Below are 15,512 nucleotides of genomic sequence, written 5' to 3'. Positions count from 1 at the left end.
CGGCGTGTACAGGAAGGGCCGCGCGCAACGAACTGGCGGCTCGGGCACGGCGTTGCCCACCACACGCGTTCAGGCGCGTGAATTCACGAGTGACCGTCCCCCACGCCAGGAGTCTGGCGTGGTGACGTCTGGTGAGCAGGTGGAACGGCGCGGGGTGCGTCACCTACGGGCACGGGGCATCCGTTCGCGTTTCCGTCGTGGTGCGCGAAAGCCATTGCTCCAGTCTCACTTGCGGCACTCAAGGCCCGGATTGGGCCGCATCGGGAGGAGCTGCGCTTCTGCATGGAGTTCTTCGCGGCGGCGTGGCGAACTCCATCTGAAAATGGATATGCTGCGCCGCGATTCATCGCAGCAGCCCAGGGAACCTTCGTGAAAGCCCAATCCGCATCACTGCTCCGTCTGGACGGTGCATCGCTTGCCGCGCTCCGTGAGCGCCGGCTCCTGACGCTGGCCTTTCTCCTGGGGCTGCTTGCCACTGCCTTGCGCGACCCCATCTTCTTCCTACACCCCCGCTTCTGGGCGGAGGAGGCCACCGTCTACTTCGCCATGGCCTTCAACGACGGGGGCTCCGCCCTCTGGCGGCCCGCGCTCGGCTACTACTCGCTCATCGACAACGTGGCCGCCCAGCTCGCGGCGAACGTGGTGCCGCTCGAAGATGCGCCGCTCGTCACCACCCTGATTGCGCTCCTGGTGCATGCCGTGCCGCTGTGGCTGGTGCTCTTCGGCCGGCTCTCGTTCCTGCCCACGCCGTGGCACCGGCTGGTGGCCGCGGCGCTGGTGGTGGTGACGCCGCCCTGGAAGGAGGTGCTGCTCAACACCATCAACTCGCAGTTCCACCTGGCCCTGGCCACGGCGCTCATCCTGCTCGAGGACGAGGCGCCCCTGGAGACGGGAGCGCGCTGGGGACGGCGCCTCGTCCTGGTCGTCTCGGGACTGTCCGGGCCGGTGTCCTGCTTCCTCGTGCCGCTCTACCTGCTTCGGGCGGTGTGGCGGCGCCGGCGCGAGCACGCGGCACAGGCCGCGCTGCTCACCGTGTGCGCGCTGCTTGAAGCGGGGGTCGTGTGGCACGGCCGGGCGGAGCATGCCAAGCGGCGCGCGGAGTTCGACCCTGCGATGGTGGCCACCGCCGTGGGGACACGGGTGGTGGTCGAGCCTGTGCTCGGAAGCCAGTGGGGTCGAGAAGTCGTCGCGTCCATCCAGGCGAAGCGCACCACGAAGGTGCGCAGCCGCAACATCGGAATCACGGTGGCGGTGGCGGTCGCGGTCCTCTCGGCCCTGCTCCTGGTGCGCCGCCAACCGCGCGGCACCGCCATCCTCCACCTGGGGAGCGCGCTCGTCCTCGCCGTCCTCTGTCTGGTGGGTTCGATTGGCACGGTCAAATCCGGCTACATCAACGTGGGGGGCGGAGAGCGCTACTTCTACGCACCCGGGGTGCTGTGGAACCTGCTGCTGCTCGCCGTCGTGCGCTGGGGGCCGAGCCACTTCGAGCGCGCACGGGCCCTCGTGGCGGGAGGGCTGCTCGCCGCCTCGCTTGGGGTGAACATCCTCGCGGTGAGCCGCTACTCCGGCCACCTGGATGACATGCCACGCTGGCGCGAACAGGTGCGGCGCTGGCGCGAGGACCCTCGCCAGCCGCTCGAAGTCTGGCCCGGCGGCTGGTTCGTCCACCTGAATGGGCAGAACGCGCGCTGAGCCGCGAGCCGCGCGGTAGGCGGACCCTCCTCAAGAGGTTGCAGGCAGCTCCGACGAAGCAGGCGGCCATGGGAACGCAGTGCTCCCATGGCCAGCAGGCAGGCAAAGGTTCAATGAGTGGGTTTGAAGTCCCGCGTGGAAGGGTATGTGGACTCATCCTCTGGCCCCATCTGGCAAGCCTGCCCCGAACAAGGGCAAGATGCACGGAGCCGAGAGGTTTGCGGTGCCATCCAGCACACGGGCATCGAGCAGCTCTCCGCGCCCCTCTGCTCCTCCCGTCGCCCATTCAATGGCAATCCTTCCGCTAAGACAGCTTCCCCTCCTGCTGTGTCTTCTGGTGGCCTGCATCCAACCTTCCGAACCGCTTCAGGGCGCCAAGGCCTCTCCCCTGGCCACCCACGCGAGTTCCCTGGACGCCGGCTGGGTCGAAGTCAATAGAGAGCCCCTGAAGACTCGCACCCTGCACACCGCCACCCTGTTGCCTGATGGCAGCATCCTCGTCGCGGGCGGGGTCGAGCTGCTCATGGCGCAGGCCCCCCCCCGCGTCAACTCCATCTCCTCCGCGGCCCGGTATGATCCAACCACCGGCACGTGGTCCGAGCTGAAGCCGTTGAACCAGTACCGGTTCGCACACACCGCGACCTTGCTTCCCAATGGAAAGCTCCTCGTCGTCGGCGGGGTGGCGAATGAGGCCGCCATCCGGCACTGCGAACTCTACGATCCGGTCACCCAGCAATGGGAGGTCGCGGATTCATTGAACGAGGCGCGTGCCTACCATACCGCTACCTTGCTACCGAATGGGAAGGTGCTCGTGGTGGGGGGAGTGTCTCTGGATGGCGAGTTCCCCTCCACCGCGGAGCTGTATGACCCCAGCCAGAACCGCTGGACCCGAACGAAGGATCCGCTGAACGAGGGACGGGCCTTCCACACCGCCACCCTGCTTCGCGGGGGGAAGGTCCTCATTACAGGCGGGATGGCGAAGACCGGGAATCCTGATGACACGCTGGTGGTGCCATGGGACGGGGGAGGTCAGATCACCTGGGCCGGGACGAGCATCGTCAAGACAGCGAAGCTCTACGATTCGACCAGTGACCATTGGAGGGACGCCGCGGCGCCCCTGCTCGAGGACCGGGCCGCACATACCGCCACGCTGTTGCCCGATGGAAAGGTCCTCGTGGTGGGGGGCTGGGGACGAGGCGATGGAAACAAGATTGGGGTGGTCCTGCCGTTCATGACCGCCTCTGGAGTGACGAGCCCCCTCTCCGCCGAGCTGTATGACCCGGCGGCCAACAGCTGGTCTCGCATGAGCCAATTCCTGGAAGCCGGCCGGGCCTTCCACACCGCGACCCTGCTCCCCGGCTCCAGGCTCCTGGTCACCGGGGGAAGTGCTGGCACCGGCCCCCTCGACTCCGCCGAGGTGTACCTCCCGGAGGCAGGCGACTCGGGCACCTGGCTCAGCATGAAGATGCCCGAGAGTCGGGTCGGCCACTGCGCCACCCTGCTGCCTGGCGGCAGGGTCTTCATCACGGGCGGCGCAAGTGCCACCAGTACCAATTGGCAGGTCCTCTCATCTTCGGTGCTCTACGATCCGTCGAACCGCGGCTGGTCCAGTGTCAGCGGGATGGATGCGCATCGGAGCGGGGTCACCGCCACCCTCCTGCCTGGCGGCGGAGTCCTGGTGGTCGATGGGCTCCCCGAGAGTGACGGAGGTGTGGCGTCGGAGGAGTATGCGCATGACCCCGTGATGCGCACCTGGTCCCGCCAGTCCGTGGCAGCCAGGAACCAGGCTCGCCGCGGGCACACGGCCACCCTGCTGCCCAACGACAAGGTTCTCGTCATGGGCGGCGAGTTCGCGGATGGCGGGCTCCTCAACTCCACCATGCTCTACGATCCCGCCACCCAGACCTGGTCCGACGGGACGACGCCACGGAATGGCCGCAGCTTTCATACCGCCACCTTGCTACCGAATGGGAAGGTTCTCATGGTGGGCGGATACACCCGGGACTCGGGTTTCAAGGACACGGCCGAGCTGTACACGCCGGATGACCATGGCGGGCGCTGGGCGCCTGCCATGAAGATGCCGGTGCCAGACAATTCCCATCCTTTAACAAAACTCACCCACCACACCGCCACCCTGCTCCCAGATGGCAGGGTCCTCGTGACGGGGGGAGCGGCTCAGGAGTCGCCCCAGCATCACACCTATCTCTACGCTCCCCTCCAGGATGAGTGGCTTTACGCCGGTCCCCTGAGCCGCGGCCGGCGTTCCCACACGGCCACCCTGCTCCCTAGTGGGGAGGTCCTCGTGACAGGCGGATATGGAACGGGGGGCGAGAGCCTCGACACCACGGAGCTGTACACGCCAGCTCCTGATGGGGGCGTGGGTCACTGGCAGACCGCTGCCACCATGACCTCGCCTCGCGCCGAGCACACGGCCACCCTGCTCCCCACGGGCCAGCTCCTGGTGACGGGTGGCTATAAAAAAGAGGGGGCGGAGCGCCAGTCGCTCAGCTCCGCCGAGGTCTACGACCCGGTTTCGCAAAAGTGGTCCCAGGTCGAGCCCATGCGGGAAGCCCATGCCGGACACGCGGTCGTGGTGTTGCTCGATGGCACTCCGCTCATCGTGGGAGGTGAAGGTGAGGATGGCGGCCTTTCCTTGGCCGAGGTGTACGAGGAGCGCTACCACCGGGAGCTCCCGGGCCTCTCCATCCGGCCCCTGGGTGCCGACGCCTCCCTGGAGCCGGGTGCCGAGGTGCTCATCGAGGGGCTTGGCTTCCGGAACCAGCCGGAAAGCAGCAGCGGCAACGGGTCATCACCTGGCAACTCGCCGCTGCTGTCCCTGCGCTCGCTCGACAACCAACTGTGGGCCCCCTTCCTGCCCTGGGCTTCCTCGGAATGGTCGGACACTGCCGTCCGGACAGAACTGCCAGTCCTTCCCGGGGGGCGCTATGTGCTGAGCGTCACCACGGGCGGCATGACGGCCAGCCAGGTCATTCGCATCAACAACGCCCAGTTTCCCTCGGTGCAGTGCAATGAGCCGCCTTCCGGGCCCACGCTCCAGACGCGGATGGCCTTCTCGTGCGCTTCCACCGCCAAGGACCTGACGTCCCTGGAGTGCAGCCTGGATGATGCCTCCTTCACCCCGTGTGCCGCCGCCCTGCCCTTCACGGACCTGGCGCATGGCGACCACTCCTTCCGGGCGCGCGCCACGGACACGGCGGGCAACCAGAGCCTCGTCGAGTACTCCTGGACGGTGGACCGCGAGGCCCCCGCTGTCCTCCTCCGCTCGAACGTGAGCGGGGAGACCCGTGCCACCAACGCGACCTTCTCGTTCGTCTCGGATGCCAGCGACGTGAAACGCTACGAGTGCAGCCTGGATGGGGCTCCTTTCAGTGAGTGCCGCAGCCCCGTACGCCACGAGGGCATGAGCCCGGGGCCGCATCGCTTCGCGGTGCGTGCCATTGATGAAGCCCGTGACCGGGAGCCTGCTGGCACGGATCGCCAGGATGCGTCACCCGCCACGCATGAGTGGACGGTCCTCGACATGCGCGGCTACTACGATGCGGGCTGCTCCGCCGGTGGCTCCCTGACGTGGCTGGGAGGACCCTGGGCCCTGTTGTGGGTGGGGCTGCTGAGGCGTCGGCGTTCACGGTGAAGTCCCTGGGAGCCCGGCCAGGCAGTCAGGCAGTCGGGGATGTCCCCTGCCTCGTCGGGCTTTCACGCCTGCAGTACGCTCCGGCGGGCGAAGCACTCGACAATGATTCGGCTCGCCCCCCGTTCCTGCCTCCTTTGTGGCACGCCCCTGCCCGATGCGGCTGTCACGTGCACTCACCCGGGCTGCCCCGCCGCTGACAAGATGCCGTCCGAGCCAACCCAGACATTGCACCCCGCCGGGGCCCGGGCACAGCCTGCCGGATTCGAGCCCGGCCCGGTGCCTCCAGCCCCTGAGAGCCCCGGTGCGCTGAGCGGCCGGAGGCTCGGCGAGTACGTGGTCCGCGGGTACATTGGCAGCGGAGGCATGGGTGTCGTCTATGAGGGCGAGCACGCCACCATCGGCCGGAAGGTGGCCATCAAGCTCATCCGTGAGGAGCTGACACGCGGCCCCCATGCCCGAGACCTGTTGACCGAGGCCCGCGCGGCCAGCGCCATCCGCCACCACGGCATCATCGACGTCCATGGCTTCGGCCATGAGCCGGGGGTTGGCCAGTACCTCGTCATGGAGTTCCTCGAGGGCCACTCGCTGGACCGGGTCATCCAGAAGCGCGCGCCCTTCACCCTGGCCGAGGCGGGAGGGGTGCTGTGCGAGGTGCTCGACGCGCTCTCGGCCGCTCACGCCGAGGGGGTCATCCACCGCGACCTCAAGCCGAGCAACATCTTCATCGCCCGGCAGTCCAACGGCGCCGAATACGTCAAGGTCCTGGACTTCGGTCTGGCCAAGCGCACGGACGTGCCCCATGGCACCACGAGCCAGACCCACTCGAGCCTCATCGTCGGCACCCCCCTGTACATGGCTCCGGAGCAGGCGCGTGGCGAGGCGGTGGGGCCTCGAACCGACCTGTATGCGGTGGGCGTGATTGCGTTCGAGTTGCTCACCGGGAAGAGGCCCTTTTCGGGCCGCTCGCCGATGGAGATCGTCGCCCACCACCTGCGGAGCCCACCGCCAGCGCCTTCGTCGCTCGTCGAACTGCCTCCCGAAGCCGATGCGCTGGTCCTGCGGTTGCTCGCCAAGGAGCCCCATCAGCGCCCGTCCACGGCCATCGAGGTGGCGGAGGCCCTGAGGGCGCTGCTTCCACAAGGGGCGAGGTCTTCCCCAACGCCAGCCCGTCGCTTCCTCTCCACCCTTCCTCCCGCATCCGGTGTGGCGACCGCCGATGCCACGACCGCCACACTCCCGCCGCCGCCCGGCGATTCGCGGCCGCCGGGAGCGCTTGCTCCACAGGGGGCTCGAAGGCGCTGGAGCGCGGCCGCGGGCGGGCTCCTCGCGCTCGCGCTGGGGGCCGGGCTCATGGCGCTTCGCGGACCCACGGAGCCCGTGCCCGCGGCGGCCTCCGCTCCGCCCGTCGGGAGCGTCCCCCCGGCGACCCAACAGGCCCCGACCGCACCTGCCGTCGGTGCGCCTGGCACCGAGCTCCAAGCCCCTCCAGCGCGTGAGCCCGCGCCCGTGGCCACCACCCATCCAGGTTCCCCGGTGCGCACGGCCCCGGCAGCCCGGAAGCGAAAGGCGCCGGTGGCCGCACAGCCCTCTGTTGCCACCGCCGCCGCGCCGCCACCACCGACCGCTTCACCCGAGCCGGCTCCCGAGCGTGCCGCGGCCGGGACCCTCCATCTCACAGTGAAGGGAGCCTGGGCGGATGTCTGGGTGGATGACCAACTCCGAGGGAGCGTGCCGCCGCTGCACAGCTACCCACTGCCCGCGGGCGAGCATGTCCTCGAGCTGCGCAATCCCGCCTTCCCGCCCTACCGGCGGAAGGTTGTCATCCCTCCCAATGGGAGCCTTTCGCACACGGTGGACTTCACGTCCCCAGCCCAGGACTCCTCCGAGCCCGATCCATGAACCGCCACCTGCCGCTGCTGTTGTTGCTCCTTGGCCTGCCCGCGTGGGCCACCCCCACAGGCATCGAACTCTATGAGAGGGGTGAATACGAGGCGGCCGTCCAGGGCTTCCAGCAGTCACTGGAGGCTCCCGAGCTGTCTTCCGAGAAGCGCGGGCTGATGCGCGTCTACCTGGCGGCATCCCTGTATGCCCTGGGCCGGGTGGACCAGGCGCGCGAGCACCTGGAGCTGCTCGCGCGCGAGCACCCCGAGCAGCGGGTGGACCCTGTGCGCTTCCGTCCCGAGTTGGTGGGGATGGCCGACATCGTCCGCCAGCGGGTGGAAGCCGAGCAGGCATTCGCCGCACGTGCCGCGGAGATTGAGCGGAGGGCGCAGGAGGAGGCGCTGCGGAGCCGCCCCCGGGCTTCGCTCCACCTGCGGCCGGAGGCGGTTGGCCTCTACGAGAGCATGGCTCGCGATTGGACGGTGGGCGCCGGCCTTGCCTATCAGCGGCAGTGGCTGGAATGCGGGTTCCGGGTGATGCTCGGCGCCGCTCCGGTCCTCAACGTCCAGGGAGGTGTACTGCTCGGCGACAGGCGCATGAAAGCCCTCCTGGGCCTGAGAGCCAGCCTCGTTCCGGGCCTCGACAGCCATGGCGCGGGCCCGCTGGCGGGCGCACGGTTCGCCTTGCCAGCCGGCCTGGTGGCCCTGGCGGACGTGAGCGGCGAGTACTTCTTCCTCGGGAGGAAGGACCGCTATCGCTTCGCTGTCACGGCCCAGGCGGGACTGGGCTTCGGCTTTGATCTACAGCTTCCCTGAACAGGAGGGCTTCGTCGAGATTCAGGTTCTCTGGCGGGAGAATGCTCTCGTTGTCGTATCCGCCGCAGACAAGCACCTGGCCATCATCCAGCACCACGGCCGCGCTCTCACCTCTCACGCGCCCCATGGCCGCCGTGGCCGTCCAGGTTTGCGTATTCCGGTCGTACACCTCGGCATGGATGGCACTGCTGGGGCCGTCGAGAGAGCCGGAAAGGCGGCGGTACCCGCCCACGGCGGCCACGCGGTCGCTGCTCAACTGCAGCAACCTGTAGTTCGTGCGACGCGTGTTCATCGCGGCGGTGATCGACCACTTCCCGGTGTGCGGGTCGTACAACTCGGAGGAATCGAGGGGGAGGACCGACCAATTGATGCTGGGGGTGGAGGTGTATTCCCCCCCTGCGACAAGTACCTGGTTGCCCAATCGCGCCGCCGCGTGAAGGGAACGAGCCGCCTTCATGCGACCCGAGGTCACCCACTTCCCAGTGACAGGGTCGTATACCTCGGAGGAATCGAGATAGCTGCCATCCGCCGCTCTCCCCCCTGCGACGAGCACCTTGCCATCCGGCAATACCGTTGCCGTGTGCGAGGAGCGACGCGTGTGCAGTTCACCGGTCTCCAACCAGTGTCCGGTCTCAGGGTCGTACACCTCGGCGGAGTCGAGCGCGTCACCGCCGTCCTTCTTGCTGCGTCCTCCGGCGACGAGCATCTTGCCGTTCGGCAACAATGTCATCGTGTGGAAGTGGCGCGCATTCTCCATGGCGCCAGTGTCCGACCAGTGCCCGGTCTCGGGGTCGTACACCTCGGCGGAGTTGAGCGCTTCCATCTTCTCGCCGTCGAGTCCTCCGGCGACGAGCACCTTGCCATTCGGCAACAATGTCATCGTGTGGTACCGACGGGGCGTACGCATGGAGCCGGTGTACGACCATTCCCTGGAGACCGGGTCGTACAACTCAGCGGAGTCATGGATCAGGTTGTCCAGACCCATTCCCCCTGTCACAAGCACCTCGTGGTTGGGTAGCACCTGCGCCTGGTGCATGTGGCGAGGCGCTTTCATGGGCTGCGTCTGGCTCCAGGCGCAATCGTCGGCTTGTCCATTGCAATCGTCGTCAAGGCCGTTGGTGCAATGTTCCGGACGGGGCGTCAGGTCGTCCTGGCAAGCACTCCAATCCGTGCCCTCGGCATTGCACATGCGAAACCCCGCATGACACGTGCCCACGCCCTCCGTAGCCGGCGCGCCCGTGTAGCACGCTTCCCTCTGGCCTGGAGTGCACAGGAGGACCTCTCCGCTCGGCTCGCACCCCGTCATGCCGAGGACCAACAACCCCGCCAACCATGTGGGAGCAGAGGCACGCCCGGCACGGCCGGGACGCGTGAGGACAGTCATGAGTGGTTCCTGTTGCGATGACATTCCAGCCATCTCCTGGCCCGCGGCCTGGGAGGCTTCGACAGAGTCTAGCGCCCCGGCATCAGGGGACACCACGGCCTGCCTGGCCATGAGGGATGCCAGCCGGGCTGGAGATGAGGCGAGCAGCCTCGGAAGCTGTGCCCGCGTCGAGCCGAGCGCCACGAAGCGCGGCGGCGTGGGCGCGGTCGGCTCAGTTCATCCCCGTTCGCGGTGCCGTCGTGGTGCACGGAGCGCGGAACCACAGAGAGAAGCCGCGGTTCAGTAGCTGGCCGTGAGCGTGGTGTTGCTGTAGGCCGAGAAGCCATGCAGCATGATGTAGATGCGCTGATCGCTCGATTGAGGAGCGATGTTGCACGTCTCATTGTTGCCGCTGCGGTACGGACGGCAATTGTAACTCGTGGTCGTTGGGGCCGCACCGACACTCACGTACAGGTCCGCGTCCCCCGTGCCGCCGGACATCACGTAGGACGAAGCGTGCCCGGCCGGCACGTCGAGGCAAAAGTACTGCCTTCCCAATCGAGTGGCGGAGAGTCCTGTGACGGTGACGCCGTTGTCCAGCGGCTGGCAGAGGTCCTCAATCAGTGCCGCCTGCGCCGAAGTGGTAGCGACGGCTGAGTCCGCATCCTCCACGCCACAGGCGGCCAAGGGCATGGCGAACAGCAGTGCAGCAACGAAACGGATGCGAACCAAGTGCGTTCTCCTGCCAGGCGGAAGTGTGGCGCCATGGCGATGCCATCCCTAGCAGGCCTCACCTCCAACCAGGCAATGTATGGGTCCAAAGCACCACGACCCTGGCTGACGTCAATCCAGCGGTGGCAACGCTTGCCCCGCCGCCTGCTCGAACCCCCATGCGATCGCGACCCGGGCTTTTTCGGACCACGTCCGCCGGCCCGGTGGGATGATGGGGCTCCCGCCGGTCTCACAGTGCGCTCATGAAAAACAAGCTCGTCGACTACTTCCGCCGCATCTCTCCTCTGTCGGACGAGGAAGCCCAGGCCATCCTGGACAGCATGGTGGTGAAGACCTGTCCGAAAGGCACGCACCTGCTCATGGCGGGCCAGGTCTGCACCGAGGCCTACTTCGTCCTCCAGGGCTGCGTCCGCCAGTACTTCGTCGTCGACGGTGAAGAGCGGAGCAACGGGTTCTTCACCGAGGACGAATGGGTCCTCTCGATTCACAGCATGATGAACCAGACCCCGGCGGATCACTTCCTGGTCTGCGCGGAAGACACCACGGTGGTGGTGGGCACCGAGCAACGCGAGGGGGACCTCTATCGACGCTTCCCTCGCTTCGAGAGCATCTCCCGAATGGTGATGCAGAAGGTCCTGGCGGAACAGCAGGAGCGGTTCGCGTCCTATCTCACCGATACCCCGGAGCAGCGCTATCTCAGGCTCTCGAAGACGCGGCCGGACATCCTCCAGCGGATTCCCCAGTACCAGCTGGCCAGCTACATCGGCGTGAAGCCCGAGTCGCTGAGCCGTATCCGAAAGCGTATCGCCACGCGCGGCAAGCCGGCTACGCCGCGACGGAAGGGGTGACCGTCCGGAACCCCTTCGCGATGAGCCAGCCGCCGAGGAACAGCTCGAACAGGCCCCCGGGCCCGGAGAAGAGGATGCCCCACGGCAGCCCGAAGAGCTCGAGCACCGCCCCCAGCGCCAGAAGCCCGTAGCCCACCGCGCCCACCAGCGGGAGCAACGAGGGAAGAAGCCGGGAGCGGTACAGCGACAGGCAGAACGCCACGCTGCCGACCCCCAGGATGATCATCGCGAGCTGGTACGCCCAGAAGTTCCCCTTCGAGAGAAGTTCGAGCAGGGTCACCAGCTCCGGCGTCGTCTGCCCCCGCGCGGATTCTCCGAGCTGGAGGATGCACAGAAGGAACACCACTCCGACGGTGAGGACCAGCGCCTCCATGACCCGCGTGCAGACATACGCGAGGGCAACGCTCGGGCTCCGCTCGCGGAGTATCGGAAAGAACAGCACGCCAATCCCGACGACCATGAGGGAGTTCAACAGGAGCAGCAGCGCGCCGACGACGAACGGCGTCCTCTGACCGGCCAATACGGCCAGGTGCTCCGGCTCCTTCAGGACGGAGGTGACGAGCGCGGTGCCGATGCCGTAGGCGAAGAACGGAAGGAGAAAGAGAGCTCCCAGGGAGCGGGAATGAAGGCGGGGGGTGTTCATCGCGAGGGCTCCAGAACGTTCAGCGACGTTGTGGCCTCGAGAGTAGGAGGGGGCGCCCTCGCCCGCATTGATGAGGGTCAATAAACCGGTTCTCACGCGACGGAGGTGCTACGTGCCCGTCTTCCCACCCGCGCGCCCTCCCCCTTCGAGTCCCTCGGAGCGCCCTGACGGCCGATAGTCATCAGGCGCCTCGCCAGGGACACGGCTGTCGCCAGAAGGCGAGAAGTCGAACGGCGAGGAGGGAGGCAGGGACGGCACGACGCCGGTGTACCCGGACGGGGAGGTGCTCGCCGCCGCGAGCCTGGAGCTGACCCAGGTCGTCAACCCCCAGATGAGCATCGGGACGCCGACCGAGGCGGGAAGGAAGGTGCCGATACAATAGGGGGTACGGGCGTCGCCACGGAGTTCACGACACGTCTCGAAATTCGTCGCGATGTTCAGCGCGCCATAGGCACTGAGCAGCCCGCCAAGCACCGCGTCGCCATTTCCAGGGTGGTCGATGTCGGAGATCTCCAATCGTGGAACGGGGACCTCCACCCCCGCCACTGTTTTGAGGACAAGCGCGTCCTTGGTGCCGTGTTGAATCTTCGCTTCGACCCGCCCTCCGTTGATGAGGGAAATCGTCGCGGTCGTCGAGCAACCGCAGAGCACTGTCAGAAGCGCGGGAATGAGTCTGGTAGGCATGGTTGCAACTCTCCTTGAAACAGGATGCAGCCCGTCGGCGGGCTACTTCCCCGATGACTTGAGAGGGCCAAACGACAGCACGCGCAGGGGGGCATTCTGGCCCGCGGTGATGAAGGGCGCCCAGTAATGCGGGTGAGGATGGATGCGCCGCAACTCGCGCATCGCCTGGTGCAGTGCCGTGGCACGGCCCTGCCCCGCCAGCAGGTGGCGGTAGTAGCCCTCCATGAGCACCCGGGTTATCGCGTCGTTCACCTTCCACAAGCTCATCACCACCGTCTCCGCGCCCGCGGCGATGAAGGCCCGGCGCAGCCCATAGACGCCCTGGCCGAGCTTGACGTCCCCTCGCCCCGTGTCGCAGGCGGACAGGACGACCAGCTGGGTGCCCCACAGGTTGAGTCCGGCCAGCTCCAGGGCCGTCACCATCGCGTTGTCGGGTGGAGGCCTGTCCGCGCCAGAGGCGCCGAGCGTGGCAGCGCGCGCGCCCGCCAGGATGAGGCCGGAGCGCAGCAGCGGGTCGGCAGGGGACGCGGCGTGGGGGTCCTCCCCCAGCGCACCAAAGTGGCCTACGGCGCGGGTGGCCTCCTGCACGGTGGCGTCCTCGAGGAAGAAGCCGTGGGTGGCCAGGTGCAGCACGCCCGGGGCGGAGACGTGCAGGAGCCGCTCCTTGGTGGCCGCGGGCCCCAGGAAGAGCTGAGCGCCAGGAACCATGCGCTGAATGGCCTCGGCCTCTCCCCGGGTGCCAGGCAGGGGCGCCCACGGACGTTCGGCCACGTCGGCACGCAGCGTGGAGAAGAAACGCTCGACAGGAGCGGAGCGCTCCGCCAGCTCCGTCTTGTCAGTGGGGAGAGGGGCCGGGGAGTTGAAGTCCGGGTCGGCCAGGACGACCACCGACTGCGAAGGCGCCACATTCCAGGCGCGCGGCATCAAGTCCCTTCCCGAGGTGAGGTACGTGAAGTCGTGGACGTCCACGAGGAACTGGTGGCCGTTGTGGAGCGCGGCGAAGGGAACGAGGCCCAGCTGCCCGTCCGGCGCGAGGAAGACGTGCTGGGTGCCATCCAGGAACCGCCAGAGCGGACGGAGGACGCGCTGATAGAGCTCGCGCGTTGAGAACAAGAAGTCCGCGTCGCGGTTGGCCAGGGCGTCTCGCATCCTGGCAGCGGCGCTGTCGATGAGCGCGGCGGGGCCAAGGTCCGCGGCGCGGATGTGCCCGTCCGGGAAGAGCACCAGCGCCAGGTAGCGGAGCTGCGGGGTGCGAGGCTCCTGCGTGCCAGGCTTGCGGAGGATCGCGCGGTCCATGTAGGCGACGAACTCGACGAGGACGCTGCTCTTGGGGAGGGCCGCCGCGACGCGGCGGACGATGTATTCGGGAGGTGGCAGCGAGGTCAGCGCGCGCAGGGGCGCGGAGCGCATGGCCAGCTCGGCTTCGAGCGCATCGCCCCGGCTGGCGAGCTCCTCGAGGCGCTGCCGGTAATCGCCGGGCGTCAGCGGACCGGGCCCTTGAAGCGAAAGGCTTGCCAGCTCGCTGCGCAAGCCTCGCAGCCGCTTGAAGGTGTCACGGTCCTGAGCACTCACGCGCAGGAAGGCGGTGCGCGAAGTATCCGCAATCTGCTCGACGGAGCGCCCCTTGCGCATGAGCGCGGCGGTGAGCGCCAGGTGCCGCACGTCATCGTCGTCGGGTGCTGCTCGCAGCAACTCGTAGAGCAGCTCTTCCTGGGTGCGCAGATGCGCGATGAAGTGGGCCAGACGGGACTCGGAGAAGCCGAGTGCCTCCCGGCGCAGGCGTAACTCGGAGATGGCGAACGCACGTCTCAATGGAGGAAGGGCGTCATCGAGGCGAGCGTCGGCCATGCGCAGCCGGGCCAGGTCGTTGAGCAGCTCGGCGACGTAGGGATGGTTCCTGCCCTGGGTCACTTCGACAATCTTGAGCGCGCGCGCGTAGGCCTGCTCGGCCTTGTTGATGGAGCCGGGTCTGGCGAAGACGAGGGCGAGGTTGTGGAGCGTCGAAGCGATGGCTGGATGGTGCTTGCCGAGGGCCGCCTCCTGAATGGCGAGCGCGCGCTCGTAGAGCGGCGCGGCCTGTTCATATGCCCCCTGCGCCTTGTAGAGAGAGGCCAGGTGGTCCAGCGAGGAAGCGACGTCCGGATGGCTCCTGCCAAGGGCTGCTTCCCGAATTGCGAGCCCGCGTCGAAGCAGCGACTCGGCCCCTGTCGGGTCTCCCTGCAGCTGGTGAAGAACCCCCAGCAGGTCCAGACACCGGGCGACTTCTGGATGTGAGCTGCCCAGCACGGCCTCACGCAGCACGCGCGCGTGCTCGCCCTGGACAAGGGCTTCGGAGTACCTGCCCGCCGCGTGGAGCTCTTTCGCCCGCGCAAAGGCCACCTCCGCCTCCACCAGTCGCGCCTCCCCGTCCGCGGCTCCCGACGCGCAACAGAGGACCGCGACCGCCATCCACGTGAGCGCCGGCCGCATCACAAACTCCCGGCAATGCCGACCGTGCCCCCCAGCCCCCGTCCCGTCAGGGTCAGCACCGGAACGAAACGAGGCGCCGGAGGGGCACTGCCCGACGCATGGCCCTGGGACAGCCAGGAACGGGGCGCCGAGGTCTCATAAGCCAGGGTCGCTCCAACGGCGGGCAGCAGGCCTATGGCAAGGGCCAGAGGTATCAGGAGGGGACTGCATTGACTGAGTTCGTTGAATGGAGTGGAACCGTGGCTCTCGCAGCCCAGGACCAGGACCGTGCCGAGGAGCGCCGGCGCCATGAAGCCCATGACGCTACCGAGCATGGCGTAGTTGTGGCTGCCACGTCCGTCCATCGCCTCGCCCGTGAGGGACACGGCCAGGCCGGGTCCCACCGCGAGCAGCAGTAACGAGGTCACCATCAACTCGAACCTCGGGTATTCGGTGAGCACCAGGTAGCTTGCCGCGGAGATTGCGGTACTTGTCCCGATTCCCGCCAGGAGTTCGAAGACGACACGGCTGCCGGTGTTCTGCGTGTAGTCCTCATCGAAAGACTTCGTATCCAGCAGGTGGAGCGTCCCACGCTGGGAGTCGGGCAGCGTCAGGGCAGGAAGCGCCTCGAGGCGAGCGGGAATGGGGGCATCCGCGGCTGGAGGCAGGGAGAAAAGAACGGCGGACAGGAGCAAGAGCGTGTGCACGGTGTTCTCGTGGGGTGGGTTGTGTAGGAAGTCAGGATGCGCGCTGA

General features: G+C 67.6%; 11 protein-coding genes. 5 read left to right on the top strand and 6 right to left on the bottom strand.

Annotated features, from left to right (window positions below; all coding sequences use genetic code 11):
* Positions 1-369 precede the first annotated feature (369 nt).
* The 4 genes from HG543_RS01425 to HG543_RS01410 all read left to right on the top strand — a co-directional run bounded on the left by HG543_RS01425 (position 370) and on the right by HG543_RS01410 (position 8,040).
* The gene (locus HG543_RS01425; protein ID WP_169342804.1) at positions 370-1,692 is read left to right on the top strand and encodes a hypothetical protein; all 1,323 of its coding nucleotides are present in this window, start codon (positions 370-372) and stop codon (positions 1,690-1,692) included.
* 523 nt (positions 1,693-2,215) lie between these two features.
* Positions 2,216-5,344, top strand: a complete 3,129-nt coding sequence (locus HG543_RS01420) for a Kelch repeat-containing protein (RefSeq protein ID WP_500690496.1) — start codon at positions 2,216-2,218, stop codon at positions 5,342-5,344.
* Between the two features lie 39 nt (positions 5,345-5,383).
* On the top strand, positions 5,384-7,243 hold the full coding sequence (locus tag HG543_RS01415) for a serine/threonine-protein kinase (RefSeq protein ID WP_343073244.1): 1,860 nt from the start codon (positions 5,384-5,386) through the stop codon (positions 7,241-7,243).
* On the top strand, positions 7,240-8,040 hold the full coding sequence (locus tag HG543_RS01410; protein ID WP_169342801.1) for a tetratricopeptide repeat protein: 801 nt from the start codon (positions 7,240-7,242) through the stop codon (positions 8,038-8,040). The genes HG543_RS01415 and HG543_RS01410 overlap by 4 nt, the downstream gene beginning before the upstream one ends.
* Here the strand turns inward: HG543_RS01410 and HG543_RS01405 are convergent.
* Together HG543_RS01405 and HG543_RS01400 are read right to left on the bottom strand one after the other, a co-directional pair.
* The gene (locus HG543_RS01405; protein WP_439332595.1) at positions 7,991-9,229 is read right to left on the bottom strand and encodes a Kelch repeat-containing protein; all 1,239 of its coding nucleotides are present in this window, start codon (positions 9,227-9,229) and stop codon (positions 7,991-7,993) included. The genes HG543_RS01410 and HG543_RS01405 overlap by 50 nt on opposite strands.
* Positions 9,230-9,703: 474 nt before the next feature.
* Positions 9,704-10,135 (bottom strand): PPC domain-containing protein, encoded by a 432-nt coding sequence (locus HG543_RS01400; RefSeq protein WP_246356677.1) that lies wholly within the window; start codon positions 10,133-10,135, stop codon positions 9,704-9,706.
* A gap of 242 nt (positions 10,136-10,377) precedes the next feature.
* Between HG543_RS01400 and HG543_RS01395 the strand changes: the two genes are divergently transcribed.
* Positions 10,378-10,983: a Crp/Fnr family transcriptional regulator gene (locus tag HG543_RS01395; protein WP_169342799.1), complete on the top strand. Its 606-nt coding sequence runs from the start codon at positions 10,378-10,380 to the stop codon at positions 10,981-10,983.
* Here the strand turns inward: HG543_RS01395 and HG543_RS01390 are convergent.
* The 4 genes from HG543_RS01390 to HG543_RS01375 all read right to left on the bottom strand — a co-directional run bounded on the left by HG543_RS01390 (position 10,961) and on the right by HG543_RS01375 (position 15,465).
* Positions 10,961-11,626 carry a DUF4386 domain-containing protein gene (locus HG543_RS01390; RefSeq protein WP_169342798.1) on the bottom strand — a complete coding sequence of 222 codons (666 nt, stop codon included), beginning with the start codon at positions 11,624-11,626 and terminating at the stop codon, positions 10,961-10,963. The genes HG543_RS01395 and HG543_RS01390 overlap by 23 nt on opposite strands.
* Before the next feature lie 108 nt (positions 11,627-11,734).
* Positions 11,735-12,310 (bottom strand): hypothetical protein, encoded by a 576-nt coding sequence (locus tag HG543_RS01385; protein ID WP_169342797.1) that lies wholly within the window; start codon positions 12,308-12,310, stop codon positions 11,735-11,737.
* A gap of 42 nt (positions 12,311-12,352) precedes the next feature.
* Positions 12,353-14,779: a CHAT domain-containing protein gene (locus tag HG543_RS01380; protein ID WP_169342796.1), complete on the bottom strand. Its 2,427-nt coding sequence runs from the start codon at positions 14,777-14,779 to the stop codon at positions 12,353-12,355.
* Positions 14,779-15,465, bottom strand: a complete 687-nt coding sequence (locus HG543_RS01375; RefSeq protein WP_169342795.1) for a hypothetical protein — start codon at positions 15,463-15,465, stop codon at positions 14,779-14,781. The genes HG543_RS01380 and HG543_RS01375 overlap by 1 nt, the downstream gene beginning before the upstream one ends.
* Positions 15,466-15,512 lie beyond the last annotated feature (47 nt).

The organism is Pyxidicoccus fallax, assembly GCF_012933655.1.
In the GTDB taxonomy this organism is placed as follows: domain Bacteria; phylum Myxococcota; class Myxococcia; order Myxococcales; family Myxococcaceae; genus Myxococcus; species Myxococcus fallax.
Note: the sequence above shows the minus strand (reverse complement) of the source record. Positions and strands in the feature narration are given on the sequence as shown.

Bases quoted from the DNA above. Each gene is read 5' to 3' on its own strand.
- HG543_RS01390 (WP_169342798.1), bottom strand. From the start codon at position 11,626: ATGAACACCCCCCGCCTTCATTCCCGCTCCCTGGGAGCTCTCTTTCTC.
- HG543_RS01410 (WP_169342801.1), top strand. From the start codon at position 7,240: ATGAACCGCCACCTGCCGCTGCTGTTGTTGCTCCTTGGCCTGCCCGCG.
- HG543_RS01415 (WP_343073244.1), top strand. From the start codon at position 5,384: ATGTCCCCTGCCTCGTCGGGCTTTCACGCCTGCAGTACGCTCCGGCGG.
- HG543_RS01420 (WP_500690496.1), top strand. From the start codon at position 2,216: ATGGCGCAGGCCCCCCCCCGCGTCAACTCCATCTCCTCCGCGGCCCGG.
- HG543_RS01405 (WP_439332595.1), bottom strand. From the start codon at position 9,229: ATGTGCAATGCCGAGGGCACGGATTGGAGTGCTTGCCAGGACGACCTG.
- HG543_RS01380 (WP_169342796.1), bottom strand. From the start codon at position 14,779: ATGCGGCCGGCGCTCACGTGGATGGCGGTCGCGGTCCTCTGTTGCGCG.
- HG543_RS01385 (WP_169342797.1), bottom strand. From the start codon at position 12,310: ATGCCTACCAGACTCATTCCCGCGCTTCTGACAGTGCTCTGCGGTTGC.
- HG543_RS01395 (WP_169342799.1), top strand. From the start codon at position 10,378: ATGAAAAACAAGCTCGTCGACTACTTCCGCCGCATCTCTCCTCTGTCG.